Origin of the sequence: Haloferax sp. KTX1 (genome assembly GCF_902410085.1) — an archaeon.
Classification (GTDB): Archaea; Halobacteriota; Halobacteria; order Halobacteriales; family Haloferacaceae; genus Haloferax; species Haloferax massiliensis.
In genome coordinates, this window is sequence record NZ_CABPRH010000003.1 from 116,095 (window position 1) to 133,207 (window position 17,113).

The window sequence follows — 17,113 nt, forward strand, 5'->3', positions numbered from 1 at the left end:
GAGGCGGAAGAATACTTCATGTGTATACCTTCCGGTATACTGCGTGTAGGTCATTATTAATCAAGAGGGTAGCGGCAGAAATTGGGCTATCGACTGCGGCGGCCCTGCGGGCGGGCGATCACTCCACGTAGCGATGCGGCCCGGCTTCGACGAACTCCCGGCCGAGTTCGACGTAGTGGTCGCGCATGTCGTCGATTTCGGCCAGTTGCGCGTCCGAAAGCGGTCGGGTTTCCGCGGGGACGCCGTACGCCAGATGGCCCGACGGCACGATCTGGTCGTGGGTGACGACGGCGTTCGCGGCGACGATGCTGTGGGACTCGACGGTCGCCCCGCCGAGGACGCGACTCCCCATCCCGACGAGCGCGTCGTCCTCGACAGTCGCAAAATCGATGACCGCGCCGTGACCGATGCTCACGCCGTCTCCGACCGTCGCGCCGTGGAGCATCGTGAACTCCTGTACGTTGGTGTCCGCGCCGACCGTCACGGCCCCCCGGTCGCCGCGGAGGCAGACGAACGGCCAGAGACTCGCGCGCGGTCCGACGGCGACGTCTCCCACGAGATAGGCCATCTCCGAGACGGACGCGCGCTCGTCTATCACCGGTGCCATCCCGTCGAACGTGTGTTGCATCACCTCACGATGCGACGCCGACCGGTATAGTGGTTCGCGTCACGGCGACGGCGTGGCGTTCCCAGTCTACCTGAACCGGTGTAATTTAAACACCTGCGGGTAAATCAACGAGTGTAATGAAGTTCGTTCGATTCAACCAGAGCCAACTCGGTCTGTTGACCGACGACGGCGAGGGTATCGTCGATTTGACCGACCGCCTCGGGCTCACGAGCGACGAACCGCTCGTCGAGTACATGGAGGGGGACTACGACGCGAGCGAGTACGTCGACGCCGACGCCGATTTCGACGTGTCGGACGTCACGCTCGACGCGCCGGTCGACCGCCCCGGGAAGGTCATCGCCGCGCCGCTCAACTACGAGAACCACATCGCGGAGGCCATCGCGGACAAAGACATCACGACCGACGAGTGGTTCTCCATCAAGGACAAGGGCTACTTCCTGAAGGCTCCGTCGAGCGTTATCGGTCCCTCGGAGAACATCGTCATCCCGTTTTCCGACCGCCGCATCGACCACGAAATCGAACTCGCGTTCGTCATGGGCGAGGAGTCGAAGGACGTCTCCAACGACGAGGCGTGGGAGAACATCTTCGGCTACACGATTCTCCTCGACATCTCCGTCCGCGGCGACCAGGACCGCTCGAACCGGAAGTCCTACGACACCTTCACCGTCGTCGGCCCCTGCGTCGTCACGCCCGACGAGGTCGGCGACCCCCAGTCGCTCGACCTCGAACTCGCCGTGAACGGCGAGGTCCGTCAGTCCGAAAACACCAGTGAGATGGTGTACACGTGCGCGGACGTCGTCCAGTACGCCTCCATCGGCGCGACGATAGAGGTCGGCGACGTCATCACGACCGGGACGCCGGAAGGCGTCGGGCCCCTCGCGGACGGCGACACCGTCGACGCGACCATCGAGAACATCGGCTCGATGACCGTCGGCGTCGAAGAGCGCGACGTGTCGTTCGCCGACGTGGACGTCCAAAAGCACGGACAGAACTGACTCTCTCCGCGGTTTTTCTGCGACCCGACTGACGACCGCCCACGCGTCAGTCACTCCGGTCATCGGCGGTCCTGTGTCGCTTCGCCCGCCCGACGGCCCAGCCAGCCGTCGATGGGACGAGCGACCGAGTGACGTGTGGTAGCGTAAGCCACTAATACGATGACTCCGTCCGTTCGCGTGTACGAGAGTCAACGGCGACCGCCGCCGGTGTCGGTTCGGGGCTCTCCGAGACGGCGGTCTCACCGCGGACGAACGGAACCGAACTGACACCGAGTTCGCCGACTTCGACCGGACCGGGGAGACGCCCGGTGACGCGCCGACCGAACTACGCCGGCGCTCACCGTTCGGAGTCGGCCGACGCGACCACCGACCAAGACGCTGCGATTACTATCCGAGAACACCGCATGACGACGCGACAGACAGCCGCCACCGACCCGGCAGACGCATCGGACACGAACTACGACTACGTGAGCGACGATATCGAACGGCCGGACCTCGTCGCCGCGCTCGAACGGCGCATCAGCGGCGACGTTCGCTTCGACTCCTACTCCCGCCAGCTCTATGCGACCGACGCCAGCGCCTACGAGGTGACGCCCATCGGGGTCGTCTTCCCGGCGGACACCGAAGACGTCGCGGCGGTCGTCGAATACTGCGCACAGGAGGACGTCCCCGTGCTCCCGCGCGGCGGCGGGACGAGTCTCGCCGGACAGACGGTGAACGAGGCGGTCGTCCTCGACTTCACGAGATACATGGACGCGCCGCTTTCGGTCGCCCCCGAGGCGCGGACGGCGCGCGTCCAGCCGGGCGTCACGCTGTCGAAGCTCAACGAGACGCTCGCGCCGCACGACCTGAAGTTCGCGCCCGACCCCGCCGCCGGGAACCGGAGCGTCATCGGCGGCGCAATCGGGAACAACTCGACGGGGTCGCACTCGCTGAAGTACGGCAAGACCGACGCCTACGTCGAGGAAGTCGAGGCCGTCCTCGCGGACGGGTCGGTGACGACGTTCGGCGAGGTCACGCTGGACGCGCTCCGCGAGGGGGCCGACCCCGACGGGAGCATCCGAGAGCGCGTCTACGCCGAAGTCCACCGCATCCTCGAATCCGAGTCGGACCTCGTCCGCGAGCGCTACCCCGACCTGAAGCGCAACGTCTCGGGCTACAACCTCGATTGGCTCGTCGACGAGGCCGAGTCGGGGTCGGTGAACCTCGCCCGACTGCTCGCCGGCTCCGAGGGGACGCTCGCGCTCATCACCGAGGTTACCGTCTCGCTCGAACCCGTCCCCGAGACCAAAGCGGTCGCGCTTCTCACCTACGACGAGCTGATGACGGCGGTGCGAGACGTCGTGGCGGTCCTCGAACACGACCCGGCGGCGGTCGAGTTCATCGACGACACGCTCATCGACCTCGCCGGCGACACCTCGGAGTTCGAAGACGTGGTCGGGATGCTCCCCGACGGCACGCGGGCCGCGCTCCTCGTGGAGTTCTACGCCGAAGACGACGAGACCGGACGCGAGAAGGTCGACGCGCTCGTCGCGGACCGCGTCGGCGAGAGCGCCGTCGACGCCATCGAGGCCCACGACGAGGCGGCGCGCGGTCGAGTCTGGAAGCTCAGGAAGGCCGGCAATCCGATTCTGCTCTCGCGGACGACCGACGAGAAACACCTCTCGTTCATCGAGGACTGCGCCGTCCCGGCCGAGCACCTGCCCGAGTTCGTCGGCGGGTTCCGCGACGTGCTCGACGACCTCGGGACGTTCGCGGCGTTCTACGGCCACGCGGGGCCGGGCGTCCTGCACGTCCGCCCGCTCGTCACCACGAAGACCGCCGAGGGACTCGCGACGTACGAGGAGATTTCCGACCGCGTGACCGAACTCGTCGTCGACCTCGGCGGAAGCGTCTCGGGCGAACACGGCGACGGCCGGGCGCGGACCCAGTGGAACCGCAGGCTCTACGGGGACTCGCTGTGGGAGACGTTCCGAGAGCTGAAGGCGGCGTACGATCCCGACTGGCTCCTCAACCCCGGTCAGGTCTGCGGCTACGAACCGGACGAGCCGCTCCCGGACGACGCCCCCGAGCGCGCCCGGCGCGTCTCGATGACCGAGCACTTGCGATACGACCCCGACTACGAGTTCGACGCCGGCTTCGACCCCGCCTTGGAGTGGACGAACGACAACGGGTTCGAAGGGATGGCCGAACTCTGTCACGGCTGTGCCGGCTGTCGCGGCGACCAGGACACGACCGGCGGCGTGATGTGTCCGACCTATCGAGCGAGCGGCGAGGAGATTCAATCCACCCGCGGGCGCGCGAACCTCCTCCGGCAGGCGATGAGCGGCGACCTCCCGGACGAAGAGCAGTTCGACGTCGAGTTCATGCACGAGGTGCTCGACCTCTGTATCGGCTGTAAGGGCTGTTCGAACGACTGTCCGAGCGAGGTCGACATGGCGAAGCTGAAAGCCGAGGTGACCCACGAGTACCACCAGCGCGAGGGGGCGAGCCTCCGCGATAAGCTGTTCGCCAACGTCGACACGCTCTCGAAGGTGGGAAGCGCGTTCGCGCCCGTCTCGAACTGGGCGACGAAGCTCCCGGGCGCGCGGTCCCTGTTGGAGTCCGCGGTCGGCATCACGTCCGAAGCGACGCTCCCGTCGTTCGAGCGCGAGACGCTCCACGACTGGTTCGAGGCCCGCGGCGGGTCGCAGGTCGCCCCGGCGGACGCCGAGCGGACGGCCGTCTTCTTCGTCGACACGTACACGAACTACAGTCACCCGGAACCCGGAAAAGCGGCCGTGCGCGTCCTCGAAGCGGCGGACGTTCGCGTCGAACTCGCAGATCACACCGACAGCGGCCGGCCCGCGCATTCGAAGGGCTTTCTCGACGTCTCGCGGAACACGGCGCGCGAGAACGTCGCGGAACTCGCCCCGAAGGTCGAATCGGGACGCGACGTGGTGCTGGTCGAGCCCTCGGACGCGGTGATGCTCCGGTCCGACTACCTCGATCTCCTGTCGGGCCCCGCCGTCGAGCGGGTCGCTCGCAACACCTACGGCGTGATGGAGTACCTCGACTCGTTCCGCCTCGACGAGCGACTGGCGTTCGACGCGCCGGACGAGTCGCTCGCGTATCACGGCCACTGCCACCAGAAGTCCGTGAAGAAAGACCACCACGCGGTGGGCGTGCTCCGGCGGGCCGGCTACGCGGTCGACCCGCTCGACTCCGGCTGTTGCGGGATGGCCGGGAGCTTCGGCTACGAGGCCGAACACCGGTCGATGAGCGACGCCGTCGGGGAGATTCTGTTCGACCAGGTGGCGGCGAGCGACGGCGAGCGGGTCGTCGCCCCCGGCGCGTCGTGTCGGACCCAACTCGGCGACCGCGACGACGACGCGGAGCGGCCGCCGACCCCGATTGAACAGGTAGCGCGGGCCGTCCGAACCGAACGGTAGACCGGACCGTTCGACCCCCGCCGAAGTCGGTCTGAGCGTCGGCCCGGCCCCCGCCTCGGCCGCGAAGTACAGTCGGGGCGAAAGCACTATGCTCCTGTTCCGAATACGTGCTGACGTGACTCACCAATTCGAACTCGACAGACTCTTCGACCCGTCTTCTATCGCGGTCGTCGGCGCGTCGACGAAGGAGGGAAAAATCGGGTACGAGGCGATGGAGAACGTCCACGACTTCGGCGGGCGGGTCTATCCAGTCAACCCGTCCGCGGAGGGCACCGCGTTCGGCGAGCCGTTCGTCGCGTCGGTGACCGACATCGACGACGACGTCGACCTCGCGTTGCTCTGTGTGCCCGCGCCGGTCGTGCCGGACGTCATCGAGGAGTGCGGCGCGGCGGGCGTGGGTGCCGCCGTCATCTACTCCGGCGGCTTCGCCGAGGCCGGCGACGACGGCGCGGAGATACAGCGCCGACTCACCGAGACGGCCAACGAACACGGAATCGCCCTGCTCGGCCCGAACACGAGCGGGTTCGTCATCCCGCGGACGGGGCTGTACGGCTCGTTCGCCACCGGCGTCGAGAGCTTCCCGGCGGGCGACCTCGCAATCGTCGCCCAGAGCGGCGGCGTGGCCCACTCCATCGCGTTTCAGGCGACCCGCGAGCGACGCGGACTCTCCGCGATGGTCGGGCTGGGCAACCGCGCGAACGTCGGCTTCGATGAGGTCATCGAATACCTCGACGGCGACCCGGACACCGGCGCAATCGTGCTCCACGTCGAGGGGACCGACGACGCGCGTTCGCTCCTCGAAACCTGCTACGACGCGGAGACGCCCGTCTTCGCCTACAAGGTCGGCGAGGCGGACGTCGGCGACTTCGCCGAGTCGCACACCGGCGCGCTCACCGGCGACCACGCGCTCTATCAGGCCGGATTCGCACAGTACGGGGTTCCGACGGTCGATTCGACGAGCCAACTCCTCGACGCCGGGCACGTGGCGGCGACCGCGCCGCTCCCGGACGGGACGAACGTCGGCGTCGTGACGGCGCAGGCCGGCCCCGGCATCATCATCGCAGACCGCCTGAAACAGGCGGGCGTCTCGCTCCCGCCGCTCGAAGCCGAGACCACGGCGACGGTGAACGATATCCTCCCGGGCATCACGTACTCGGCGAACCCCGTCGACACCGGCCGACCGATGCCGGAGTTCGGTGAGGTCGTCCGCGCGGTCGCGGCGGACGACAACGTCGACGCCGTCCTCGTGTACGAGCTTCACGAGGCCGCCCTCGGGTTCCCCACCGAGGCGCTCGACGGGCTCGCGGAGTCCGTCAGCAAGCCGGTCGTGTTCGCGACGGCCGGCCCGGAATCGCTCCTCGAATCGGACCGCGAGGAGCTCGAATCCGTCGGCGTCCCCGTCTTCGAGTCGCCCGAGCGGGCCGCAGACGCCGTCGCCGCGCTCGCCGAGTACGCGCGCGTCAATGCGGACGCCGCGCCCGCGGAGGTGGTCGACAATGCGTGAGACGACCCCCATCGAACAGGCTCGTACCGACGGCCGGACGACGCTCACCGAGGCCGAGGCGAAGGCGCTCCTCGCCGACGCGGGCGTCGAAACCCCCGCGTTCGAGGTCGCATCGACGCCCGACGAAGCCGCCGCGGCGGCCGAGCGAATCGGGTTCCCGGTCGTGCTCAAAGTCTCCTCGCCCGCGGTGACCCACAAAAGCGAGTGGATGGGCGGACTGGGCGTGACCGTCGGCGTCGCGGACGCTGACGAGGCCGCGGCCGTCGCGGCGGACGTCTTCGATGCCGCCGCCGACAGCGGTATCGACGCCGACGTGCTGGTCGAAGCCGCCGCCGACGTCGACGCCGGCACCGAGGTCATCGTCGGCGGGCTTCGAGACCCCTCGTTCGGTCCCGTCGTGCTCACCGGACTCGGCGGCGTCTTCACCGAGCTATTCGAAGACACCGCCCACCGGCTGGCACCCGTCACCCGGACGACGGCGCGCTCGGCGGTCCAGGAGCTCAGGTCCGCGCCGCTTCTCGAAGGCTATCGCGGGAGCGACCCCGCGGACATCGACGCGCTCGCCGAGGTCATAACGCGGGTCGGCGACCTGCTCGTCGAACACGAGGAGATCGCCGAAATCGACGTGAATCCCGTGTTGGCGACGCCGAACGGTGCGACCGCGCTCGACGCGCTCGTGGTGCTCGAAGAATGAGCGGCTTCCAACGCACCTGGACGGTCCGGTTTTCCGACACGGACCCATTCGGTATCGCGCACTACCCTCGCATCGTCGACACGCTCCACGAGAGCTCGGATATGTTCATGGAGGAGGTCGGATTCCCGTTCTGGGAGCTCTCTCTGGAATACGACTTCGGACTCCCGCTCGTCGAAATCGACTTCGAGTTCGAGCGCCCGATGGAAGCCGGCGACAAAATCGAGATAACCATCACGCCGGCGCTCGGTACCCGGAGCCTCCGCTTCGATTACGTCGCGCGCAACGAAGACGGCGCGGTGACGTTCACCGGACACGAGACGCGCGTCTGTGCGAGCACGGACGACGTCAGTTCGCGCGACCTCCCGGTCGAACTCCGGGAGGCCATCGAACCGTACACCGAGGGGTGACTCGCGCCGGAGTCGCCGCGGCCGAAGCGACCGACGACATGTTTTTGTGACGTCCGAACCGTGTGTCCGTATGGCCGAGTTCGAAAACATCTACGCCAAATCGAACCCGTTCGTCCGGGCCCATTTCGACTGCCCGACCTGCGGCGGAAAGCTCTGGGAGTACGCCATTCAGGGGCAGATGGTCTGCGAGGACTGCCGTGAGCCGTACTCCTCGAAGGAGATCTTCGACGCGCAGGCGAGCCAGTAGCGACCCGCGGGTGGGGACGACGGCGTAACCCCGACGAGCAGTCACGCGTCGAGAACCGACCCATACATTTATGAAGAATCCTCGAAAACTCTTCGCTATGGCCGAACAAGAGCCGAAGGAACTCCTAGAGATGAGTGCCGACACGGAGCGCCTCCTTGAGGAGAACGACCTTCGGCCCCTCTGGGAAGTGGAAAAGGACTTCGGGAATCAATTCGACGGGTTCGAGGCGGACATCTGGAAATGGGAGGACATCCAGGCGTCGATCGACGCCATCGAACGGGACGTCCCCATCGAGGACCTCCCGCCGGGGTTCCAGCGACGCGTCGCCGTCCCCGTCAACACGGGATACCGAAACGCCATCTCGAACACGATTTACGTCGGCGTCCAGACCGTCTCTCCCGGCGAGACCGCGCCGGCACACCGGCACGGGGCGAACGCGCTTCGGTTCACTATCGACGGAAGCGAGGACATGAAGACCGTCGTGGCGGGCGAGGAGTTCCCGATGCGGGACAACGACCTCATCACGACGCCGCAGTGGGAGTGGCACGACCACGTCAACGACGGCGACGAGACGGCGGCGTGGCTCGACGTCCTCGACCTCCCGCTCGTCCTCGACTCGCTCAACGCGCGCAACACCTTCGAGAACCACGAACTCGACCGCCAGCCCGTGACGAAGTCGCAGGGCTACTGGGAGTCGCAGTACGGACGCGCCCGCCCGTTCGAGGACACGAAAGAAGACGGGATTCCCGGCCCCTTCGAGGGGAACTGCGCCGCGACGCCGCCGTACCGATTCAGTTGGAAAGACACGCTCCAGACCCTTCGGCAGCGAGCGGAGAACGACGACCCGGACCCGCACGACGGCTACAGCCTCTCGTACGTCAACCCCGCGACTGGACAGCCGCCGCTGTTCCCGACGATGTCGTTCCGCGCGCAGTTGCTCCAAGCGGAGACCGACCCGCACTTCCACAACGCCGTCGACGCGTACTTCGTCATCGAGGGCGAGGGCGCGACGCACGTCGGCGACGACGTGCTCGAATGGAGCGAACGCGACATCTTCGTGATTCCGCCGGACGAGATTCACCACCACGACCCCGACGGCGAAGCGATTCTGCTCGGGATGACCGACCGCCCGGTGTTCGAAGCGTTCAACTTCTACGCCGAGGCCGAACCGTAGCCGCGCGGGGGTCGGCTCTCAGATCATTCTGTTCGCGTCTCAGCGGATATCACCGAACCGGAGTTCGATTCCGGTTGGCGGTCAGTTGACGGTATCCTCTTTGAGATGGTCGAACAGTTGCGGTTCGGTCCCGAACTTGAGCACGTTGGTCATCACCGAACTGCGGACGTTGTGCACCATCTTCCCGTAGTCCTTGTAGAAGTTGTGGAGCCACCGGGACTGCACCTCTCGGCTCGGGAACATCATGACCGCCTTCCACTGATACTCGCCATCGGAAAGGAAATAAAAGAGCGTGTACTGGCTATCGCGGAGGAACTCCATCGTCTCCCGCCAGTGGTCCGCGAAATTCTCCGGGTTGAATTTGAACTCCATCAACGAGAACGTGAAGTAGTCTTCGTTCGGGATGATGGCCTCCCGAAACACGCCCGCGCTCCGCATATCGCGAATCGACTTACTGACCGTCACGTGCGAGACGTCGATGTCGTACTCCTCTTTGAGCACGGTCGTCAGCTCCCGGGCGGAAAGCTGCGGGTCGCGACCGAGTTCGCGGAGAATGATGATATCGCGGTCTTTGAATTCCCAGTCGGGTCGTTTATTAGTCATCTCAGTCCGGTCTTCGAAGCCGGGGTACGATAGGTTTTCGGAGCCGACCGGGACTAGCGCCCCACCGAGAAGAACGTCCCGATTCGAAGGCCGCACCGACTCCGAGTCTCGTATCGACACAGCCGGTCGGGGCGGTCGGGCCGATACGATCCGAAGCCGGACGGTCGGCGAGTGTTTGAGCGTTCGACTCCCCCTCGGGACGCGAGTCCAACCGGCTCAGACGCCGAGATACTCCTGTCGGAGCGCTTCGTCTTCCCTGAGCCGCGCTGTCGTCACCTCGTTGACGAGGTTGCCCTCCTCCAGGATGTAATGTCGGTCGGCGATTGCCATGGCCGCGGCGACGTTCTGTTCGACCATGAGCACCGTCACGCCACGCTCTTCGTTTATCCGCCGAATGCCCGCTTCGACCTGCCGGACGATTGTCGGCGCGAGGCCCTCGCACGGTTCGTCGAGTAGCATCAACTCCGGGTTCGCGACGAGGGCGCGAGCAATCGAGACCATCTGCTGTTGCCCGCCGCTTAGGTTCTTCGCTTCGCGGTCGCGTACCTGGTCGAGTTCGGGGAAGAACTCGAACATCTCGGACTCGGGAAGCGGGTCGTCGACGGACGTCGCCGCCACGTGGATGTTCTCCGCGACGGTCAATCGCGGGAAGCACCGCCGCTCTTCCGGGACGTAGCCGAGGCCGAGGTCGGCGATTTCGTGTGTCGGGCAGGCGAGCAGGTCTGTCCCCCGGAACGTTATCGACCCGTCGATTATGCGGGGCGTCTCAGCGCCGACGATCGAGCGAATGGTGGTCGTCTTCCCGGCACCGTTTCGCCCTAACAGCGAGAGCGTCTCGCCCTCGGAAATCTCCATGTCGATACCGAACAGCACCTGTCCGGTTTCGTACCCGGCTTCGAGTCCGTCGACGCGCAAAAGCGTCATAGCTCCTCCCGCATACCGCCGAGGTACGCTTTCTGTACCGCGTCGTCGTCACGAATGACGTCCGGTTCGCCCGTCGCGATTATCTTGCCACGGTCGAGGACGGAGATTCGGTCACTCATCGAGAGTACGATACTCATGTCGTGTTCGATCAACAGAAGCGTGAGTCCCAACTCGGACTGGATGGACTGGATCATCTCTGCGGTCTCTTCGGTTTCGGCGGGGCCCATGCCGCTCGTCGGTTCGTCGAGCAGCAGCACGGAGGGGTCCGTTGCGAGCGCCATCGCGATGCTGAGTCGCCGTTGATCACCGTGTGAGAGGTTCGTCGCCTTCTCTCCGGCCAGCGGCGTGAGTCCGACCTGATCGAGTATCTGGTAGGCCCGCTCTTTCGCCACGCGTCGGCCGTCGCGGAGGAAGTCAAACGAGAACGACCCTTGTTCGATCGTCTGTGCGACGATTCGCACGTTTTCGAGCGTCGTTTTCGACTCGAAGAGCTGGTTCGACTGGAACGACCGAACCAGCCCCATGTGGGGGCGTTCGTACTGGGGGACGTCCGTGATGTCGGTGCCGTCGTAGTACACGCGCCCCTCCGTGGGTTCGAGCGCGTTCGTGAGGACGTTGAAAAGCGTCGTCTTGCCCGCACCGTTCGGCCCGATTATCGACCGAAGCTCGCCTTTCGCGACGGCCAGGTCGACACGGTCGACTGCGACGTGGCCGCCGAACCGTCGGGTGAGGCCGTCTGTGCCTAACGATGCTTGTTTCGGATCGGTATCTGTGTGCATGATTACTGTCCCTCCCGCAGTGGGTCGGAATACGACTCAGTCATTGGAACCCCGCTGTCGAATCGCGTCGATTCCGTTCAGTACGGCGTCCCGGACGAACCCCCAGACGCCGTTGCGGGGCGAAAGGAGGATGACGACGACGAAGGCGAGTCCGAAGAAGAACCGCCAGTACCCGAGGACGCCGCTTACTTCGATTGCACCGACGACGGGGAGACCAAGCGTCTCGAACGACTGGAGGTACTCCTGTACGCCGAACCAACTGAGCGCACCGACCAACGGCCCGAAAAAGAAGTTTGCGCCGCCGAAGATGGTCATCAAGAGCACTTCCGCGCTGGTCTCCGGGCTGAAGTTCTCGATTGCGGCCCCGTAGTTACTGAGCATGAGCAGCGCGCCGGCCAGCGCCGAGAACGCGCCGGAGACGGTAAACGCCCAGACTTTGTACCGATTCACCGAGATACCCATCGCTCGGGCGAGTTCCTCGTTGTCGCGAATCGCCACGAGCGTCCGTCCGAACGGCGAACGGATGATCTGCCACAGCAGTACCATCGCGACAACGAACACCAGGGCCACGAAGTAGTAGTAGCTTGGTTCGAGGCCGAACGCGCCGAGCAGGTCGGCGAACCACGGGACGTCGATGACTCGTTGGCCTCGGAAGCTCCCGATCCAGTCGGGGGTCGTGCCCGAACGGAGCCCGTCGGACCCGCCGGTCAGCCCGTACGGGTTGGAGTTCACGATGAAGTGAACGCCCATCGCGAACGCCAGCGTGAGCATCGCGAAGTAAATTTCCCCGTACCGGACGATTATCCGGCAGATTCCGTAGGCGATTGCCCCCGAAGCGACGATGGCGACGACCGTCATCAGCGAAAACGGGAGTCCGAACTCTGAGAGGCCGATCGCGGTCACGTAGACTCCCGTTCCGAGGAAGATCGCGTGACCGAACGAGAGGAGTCCGACGTAGCCGAACAGGAGGTTGAACGCCGCGGCGAACAGCATCCAGATGAGGATGGTCGTCGCGATGTGCGGCGTGCCGAGGACGAGTTCGGAGCCGAGAACCGGGCGAAGCAGGAACGCGACCAACACGATTCCAATCGGACTTTTGAGTTCGCGGACCGTGTCCAGATCCGCGTCGCTCGTCAGTCGTTTGAGCCGGGCCGTGTAGCTCATTCGAGTAACCCCTCCTCGCCGAACAGCCCGCGCGGTCGAACCAAGAGGACCACGAGCATCACGATGTACGGGACGACGCCGCCGATCCCGGCGACGTTGAGCGCGTCGACGCCGGTCACGGTCGCGAGCGCCCGAGCCGTGACCGGGAGGATGAACACGCTGACGCCGACCAAGAGGCCGCTTACGACGCTTCCGAAGATGCTCCCGACGCCGCCGATGATGACGATGACGAACGCGAGGAGGACGAACTCGAATCCCAACGAGAGGTCCATGCCCGTCTCGGCACCACGGAGGACGCCGGCCAGCCCGGCGATGGCGGAGCCCAGAAAGAAGACGATGGTGAACCGCATCGGAATGTTGATACCGATGAATTCGGCCATCTCCCTGTCCTGAAGCCCGGCTCTAATCGTGAGCCCGAAGTCGGTTCGGTACATGAGGCTGTAGATGCCGACGATGATGAACGCCGCGACGACGACAGTCAGCAGTCGTATCGTGGCAATCTGTCCCACGCCGAGGGGAATCGCGCCCTGTAACACCGCCGGGATTTCGAACGTGAGCGGCGTCCCGCCCCACCGGGCCCTCGTCGCCTCCTCTATCATCAAGAAGACGCCGAACGTGGCCAGCAGGCCGATAACGGGGTTTTTCCCGTAGAGTCGTCGGAGGACGCTCACCTCCATCGCGACGCCGAGTAGGCCGACGGCAATCGGGATGACAACGAGCGCGGCCCAGAACGACAGCCCTTGGGAGACGACAATTTCGTAGGCACCGTACGCACCCAACATGAACAGCCCGCCGTGCGCGAAGTTCACGACGCCGAGGAGGCCGAGGATAAGCGCTAACCCGAGCGCGATGATTGCCAAGACCATGCCGTACGCGACGCCCCCGATGAGGTTCTGGACGAACAGCTCGGGGAACACGGCGAAGGTGAGCAAGAACAGCAGGGCCGACGCGATGACGACACCGACGGCGGGCGTCGAGCGCGAACCGGCTCCGAGTCGCCTGAGTGTAGCGGTAGCCATCTCAGTTAGAGCTCACACTCGTCGCTCGGTTCGGGCGACGCGTCGTCTCCGCTCATCGTGTCCTCGACGGAGAACCAGACCTTGCTCGGGTCGTTCTGCTGTTCTTCGACCGGACGCCCGGACGTCATGTGGGTCGGCTGGACCAACTGGTGGTCGCCCTTACGCCAGTAGATGGTGTCAGCGGAGGGCTGGAGGTCGTAAATGGTCTGATTTTCGACCTCGTGTCCGGAGAGTTCGTCCCGGATGGCCGCTCCTTCGAGCGAGTCCGCGCGAACCGCGGCGCGGACGAGTTGGTCTACGGAGACGTACCCCATGTAGTGACGGACGAACGGGTCGTGGTCCGAAACCTCGGCGACCTCCTGTAGCCAGTCTTCCGGGACGTCGAGCGACGGGCTCCAGCCCTGACTGTTCACGTCCAAGAGCGCCGCGGCCTCCGGGTCGATACCCCAGAGCCCGACGTCTTCGGTCTGATGCATCATAAACGAGTAGTCGTCCTGCATCTCGCGGCTGAGTATCTGACTGGTTGAGGCCCGCTGGTCTAACCCCGCGACGAGTAACGCGATGCCGCCGGCGTCGGAGTTCGCAGCGCTGTTGAGGTAGGGGTTGTACTCCTGTGTGGGGAACGGAACTGCCTGACTGCCGACGACGTTGGCCCCCTCGGCTTCGAGGGCCTCGGAGTAGGCCTCGAAGGCCGTCTGCCCCCAGGTGTAATCCGAGTACAGGATGTACCAGTCGTCTTCGAGGTCGGCCATCGCCGGCGCGACCGGACCCAACTGCATCGTGTTCGACATGTACGTGCTGAACATATACGGCGCACACTGCGAACCCGTGATGTCGTCTGACCCCCCGTGTACGCAGACGGGAACCTGGTTTTCCGACCCCCACGCCCCGACGGCGATACCGACCGCGGAACTGACGCCGCCGAACGCCATGTGTGCGCCGTCGTCGACGACCATCCCCTCGATTTGACTCACTGCCTCGTTCGGGTCGGCGGCGGAGTCGCCGGTGATGATTTCGATGGAGACGTCGAACTCCTCTTCCAGATGTCGGGCGGCGAGCATCCCCCCGTCTCGTTCTGCCTCCCCGTACGGGGCGAACGCCCCGCTCAGCGCCGTCGGACACGCAATCGTGATTTCCTCGCCGATGCCGCCACCGCCGCCGCCGCCGGAACCGCCGGTGCCGGTACACCCCGCCAGCCCCGAAGACGCGACGACCGTTCCTGCCCCGGCTACCTTGACGAACTCTCGTCTGCTAAATGATCTCATGGTCTAATCTGTACTTGAATCATGGAGTTATATCCTTTTCGATGGTTAGGAATATCCGGACGAGGTTAACAGTTGAAAGCTCCCCCGACGTATACTGTACAGTTGCTCTCGCGTGGGTGCCACGTCGCTCGGCGACCGGCCTCGCACGACAGTCCGGGACACCGACGGTTTCGGTGGGACCGTCGCGACGAGTGTACCTAACTGCGGTAGGGATTTCCAATATGTCCAATATCTCCATTTCCTATATCTATCGTACTACCAATTCGGTTTGAAGCTAACAGTGTGTATCGTCCCCGCAACATTGAATAGGCGGGTTAAGTACAGTATAGACGATGCACGAGAACGACATAGAGCGAGTCGCAGTCCTCGGTGCCGGCAGTATGGGTCACGGTATCGCAGAGGTGGCCGCGATTTCCGGCTACGAGGTCTCACTCCGAGACATCGAACAGGAGTTCGTGGATAACGGACTCGAAAGCATCGAGTGGAGTCTCGAAAAACTCGCCGAGAAGCGACAGATCGACGAGTCGGCGGAGGACGTCTTCTCCCGCGTCAGCGGGTTCGTGGACCTCGAACGCGCGGTCGAGGACGCGGACCTCGTCGTCGAGGCGGTTCCGGAGAAGATGGAACTGAAGCGGGACACGTTCTCGGACGTCGACCGGTACGCGCCCGACCACGCGATCATCGCGAGCAACACGTCGGGGCTCTCGATAACGGAGATGGCGAACTCCACCGACCGACCGGAACAGGTCGTCGGGACTCACTACTTCAACCCGCCGGTAAAGATGTCGCTCGTCGAGGTCGTCCACGGCGAACAGACCAGCGAGGAGACGGTCGAAGCGATGCACTCCTACGTCGAGTCTATCGGGAAGACGCCGATAGACGTCAAGAAAGACGTCCACGGGTTCGTCGTGAACAACGTGCTCGTCCCGTTCATGGGGGAGGCGGCGTGGATGCTCGACGAGGGCGTGTGTACGGTCGAAGCGGCGGACGCGGCCATGGTCTTCCAGCGCGGCTATCCGATGGGCCCGTTCGAACTCAACGATTACAGCGGCATCGACATCGGACACGACTTCATCGGCAGTTCCGAGTTCGAAGTACCCCCGCCGATTGCGGAGATGGTCGAACGCGAGACGCTCGGCCGGAAGACGGGGTCGGGCTTCTACGAGTACGACGACGGCGACGGGCCGACGTACGGTCCCAACGACGCCGGTGAGTTCGACACGCTCCGCATCGAAGCGCGGATGATAAACGAAGCCGCCAAGCTGGTCGGGGGCGGTGTCGCCACGCCGGAGGACATCGACCTCGGCGTCCGCCTCGGCGGGCGGTTCCCGCTCGGGACCTGCCGGGTCGGCGACAAAATCGGCCTCGACGCGGTGCTCGAAAAGCTCGAATCGCTGTACGACGAGACCGGGGCAGACAGATACCGGCCCGCGGAGTACCTCCGAGAGCTCGTCGAGGACGGCGATACGGGCGAAGCCGCCGGCAAGGGCTTCTACGACTACACGGGCGAGTGGCCGTATCAGTTCCTCAACGTCGACCTCGACGAACGGGGCGTGCTCTCTATCGAGTTCGACCGCACCGAGCGTCTGAACTCCTTTTCCGAGGAGATGTTCGCGGAGGTCGACCGCGCGCTGTCGACCGCGGACACCGACGAGGTCTCGTGCGTGGTGTTCGCCGGGGCCGGCGACCGCGCGTTCTCGGCCGGCGCGGACATCACGGGCTTTCTCACCAACGCCCCGACCGAAATCATGGACGTCGAGGAGTCAATCGAGCGCATCTACAACTTCGACCGACCGACGGTCGCGGCGATCGACGGCTTCTGTCTCGGTGCCGGTCTCGAACTCATGCTGGCGTGCGACATTCGGATCGCAACCGAGAACTCGACGTTCGGGAGTCCAGAAATCGACCTCGGATTGATTCCCGGCGGCGGCGGCACACAGCGGCTCACCCGCCTCGTCGGTGAAGCGCGCGCGAAGGAACTGGTGTTCCGCGGGAACCACATCCCGGCCGAACAGGCCGCCGAGTGGGGAATCCTCAACCGGGCCGTCTCGGCCGACGAGTTCGACGACACCGTCGAGGCGTTCGTCGGCGACATCGCCGACGGACCGAAGACAGCGCTCAAGGTCGCAAAGCAGGTCATCAACGAGGGACAGGACGCCAGCCTCGACGCCGGACTGAAGTTGGAGAGCCAAGGATTCGGGCTCCTCACCAGCACCGACGACGTCGTCGAGGGCGTCCAGGCGTTCCGAAACGACCGCCAGCCGAACTTCGAGGACTGA

At 65.1% G+C, this 17,113-nt stretch carries 15 protein-coding genes; 8 read left to right on the forward strand and 7 right to left on the reverse strand.

The window, feature by feature from the left end; all coding sequences use genetic code 11:
- Positions 1-118: 118 nt before the first annotated feature.
- Positions 119-628, reverse strand: a complete 510-nt coding sequence (locus tag FY251_RS06860) for a gamma carbonic anhydrase family protein (RefSeq protein ID WP_148414046.1) — start codon at positions 626-628, stop codon at positions 119-121.
- Between the two features lie 116 nt (positions 629-744).
- Here FY251_RS06860 and FY251_RS06865 point away from each other — a divergent pair, with 116 nt between their 5' ends.
- The 7 genes from FY251_RS06865 to gdoA all read left to right on the forward strand — a co-directional run bounded on the left by FY251_RS06865 (position 745) and on the right by gdoA (position 9,080).
- The gene (locus FY251_RS06865; protein WP_148414047.1) at positions 745-1,623 is read left to right on the forward strand and encodes a fumarylacetoacetate hydrolase family protein; all 879 of its coding nucleotides are present in this window, start codon (positions 745-747) and stop codon (positions 1,621-1,623) included.
- 404 nt (positions 1,624-2,027) lie between these two features.
- Positions 2,028-5,054 (forward strand): FAD-binding and (Fe-S)-binding domain-containing protein, encoded by a 3,027-nt coding sequence (locus tag FY251_RS06870; RefSeq protein ID WP_148414048.1) that lies wholly within the window; start codon positions 2,028-2,030, stop codon positions 5,052-5,054.
- An 88-nt stretch (positions 5,055-5,142) separates the two neighbouring features.
- Complete coding sequence (locus FY251_RS06875) at positions 5,143-6,558, forward strand: CoA-binding protein (protein ID WP_148414049.1); 1,416 nt, start codon at positions 5,143-5,145, stop codon at positions 6,556-6,558.
- Positions 6,551-7,252 (forward strand): acetate--CoA ligase family protein, encoded by a 702-nt coding sequence (locus FY251_RS06880; RefSeq protein WP_148414050.1) that lies wholly within the window; start codon positions 6,551-6,553, stop codon positions 7,250-7,252. Before FY251_RS06875 ends, FY251_RS06880 begins: the two co-directional genes overlap by 8 nt.
- Complete coding sequence (locus FY251_RS06885; protein ID WP_148414051.1) at positions 7,249-7,659, forward strand: thioesterase family protein; 411 nt, start codon at positions 7,249-7,251, stop codon at positions 7,657-7,659. The genes FY251_RS06880 and FY251_RS06885 overlap by 4 nt, the downstream gene beginning before the upstream one ends.
- 70 nt (positions 7,660-7,729) lie before the next feature.
- Positions 7,730-7,906, forward strand: a complete 177-nt coding sequence (locus FY251_RS22510) for a hypothetical protein (protein ID WP_187367363.1) — start codon at positions 7,730-7,732, stop codon at positions 7,904-7,906.
- A gap of 97 nt (positions 7,907-8,003) precedes the next feature.
- Complete coding sequence (gdoA, locus tag FY251_RS06890) at positions 8,004-9,080, forward strand: gentisate 1,2-dioxygenase (protein ID WP_187367364.1); 1,077 nt, start codon at positions 8,004-8,006, stop codon at positions 9,078-9,080.
- An 81-nt stretch (positions 9,081-9,161) separates the two neighbouring features.
- On the opposite strand, the gene FY251_RS06895 is transcribed toward gdoA, so the two are convergent.
- The 6 genes from FY251_RS06895 to FY251_RS06920 all read right to left on the reverse strand — a co-directional run bounded on the left by FY251_RS06895 (position 9,162) and on the right by FY251_RS06920 (position 14,834).
- Complete coding sequence (locus FY251_RS06895; RefSeq protein ID WP_148414052.1) at positions 9,162-9,683, reverse strand: winged helix-turn-helix domain-containing protein; 522 nt, start codon at positions 9,681-9,683, stop codon at positions 9,162-9,164.
- 216 nt (positions 9,684-9,899) lie between these two features.
- Entirely contained in the window at positions 9,900-10,607 is a 708-nt protein-coding gene (locus FY251_RS06900) for an ABC transporter ATP-binding protein (protein WP_148414053.1), read from the reverse strand.
- A complete protein-coding gene (locus tag FY251_RS06905; RefSeq protein WP_148414054.1) occupies positions 10,604-11,386 on the reverse strand; it encodes an ABC transporter ATP-binding protein in 783 nt (260 codons plus the stop codon). The genes FY251_RS06900 and FY251_RS06905 overlap by 4 nt, the downstream gene beginning before the upstream one ends.
- 36 nt (positions 11,387-11,422) lie before the next feature.
- Complete coding sequence (locus tag FY251_RS06910) at positions 11,423-12,550, reverse strand: branched-chain amino acid ABC transporter permease (RefSeq protein WP_148414055.1); 1,128 nt, start codon at positions 12,548-12,550, stop codon at positions 11,423-11,425.
- On the reverse strand, positions 12,547-13,569 hold the full coding sequence (locus tag FY251_RS06915) for a branched-chain amino acid ABC transporter permease (RefSeq protein ID WP_148414056.1): 1,023 nt from the start codon (positions 13,567-13,569) through the stop codon (positions 12,547-12,549). Before FY251_RS06915 ends, FY251_RS06910 begins: the two co-directional genes overlap by 4 nt.
- A 5-nt stretch (positions 13,570-13,574) precedes the next feature.
- Complete coding sequence (locus tag FY251_RS06920; protein ID WP_148414057.1) at positions 13,575-14,834, reverse strand: ABC transporter substrate-binding protein; 1,260 nt, start codon at positions 14,832-14,834, stop codon at positions 13,575-13,577.
- Between the two features lie 332 nt (positions 14,835-15,166).
- On the opposite strand from FY251_RS06920, the gene FY251_RS06925 reads away from it, so the two are divergent.
- A complete protein-coding gene (locus FY251_RS06925) occupies positions 15,167-17,113 on the forward strand; it encodes a 3-hydroxyacyl-CoA dehydrogenase/enoyl-CoA hydratase family protein (RefSeq protein ID WP_148414058.1) in 1,947 nt (648 codons plus the stop codon).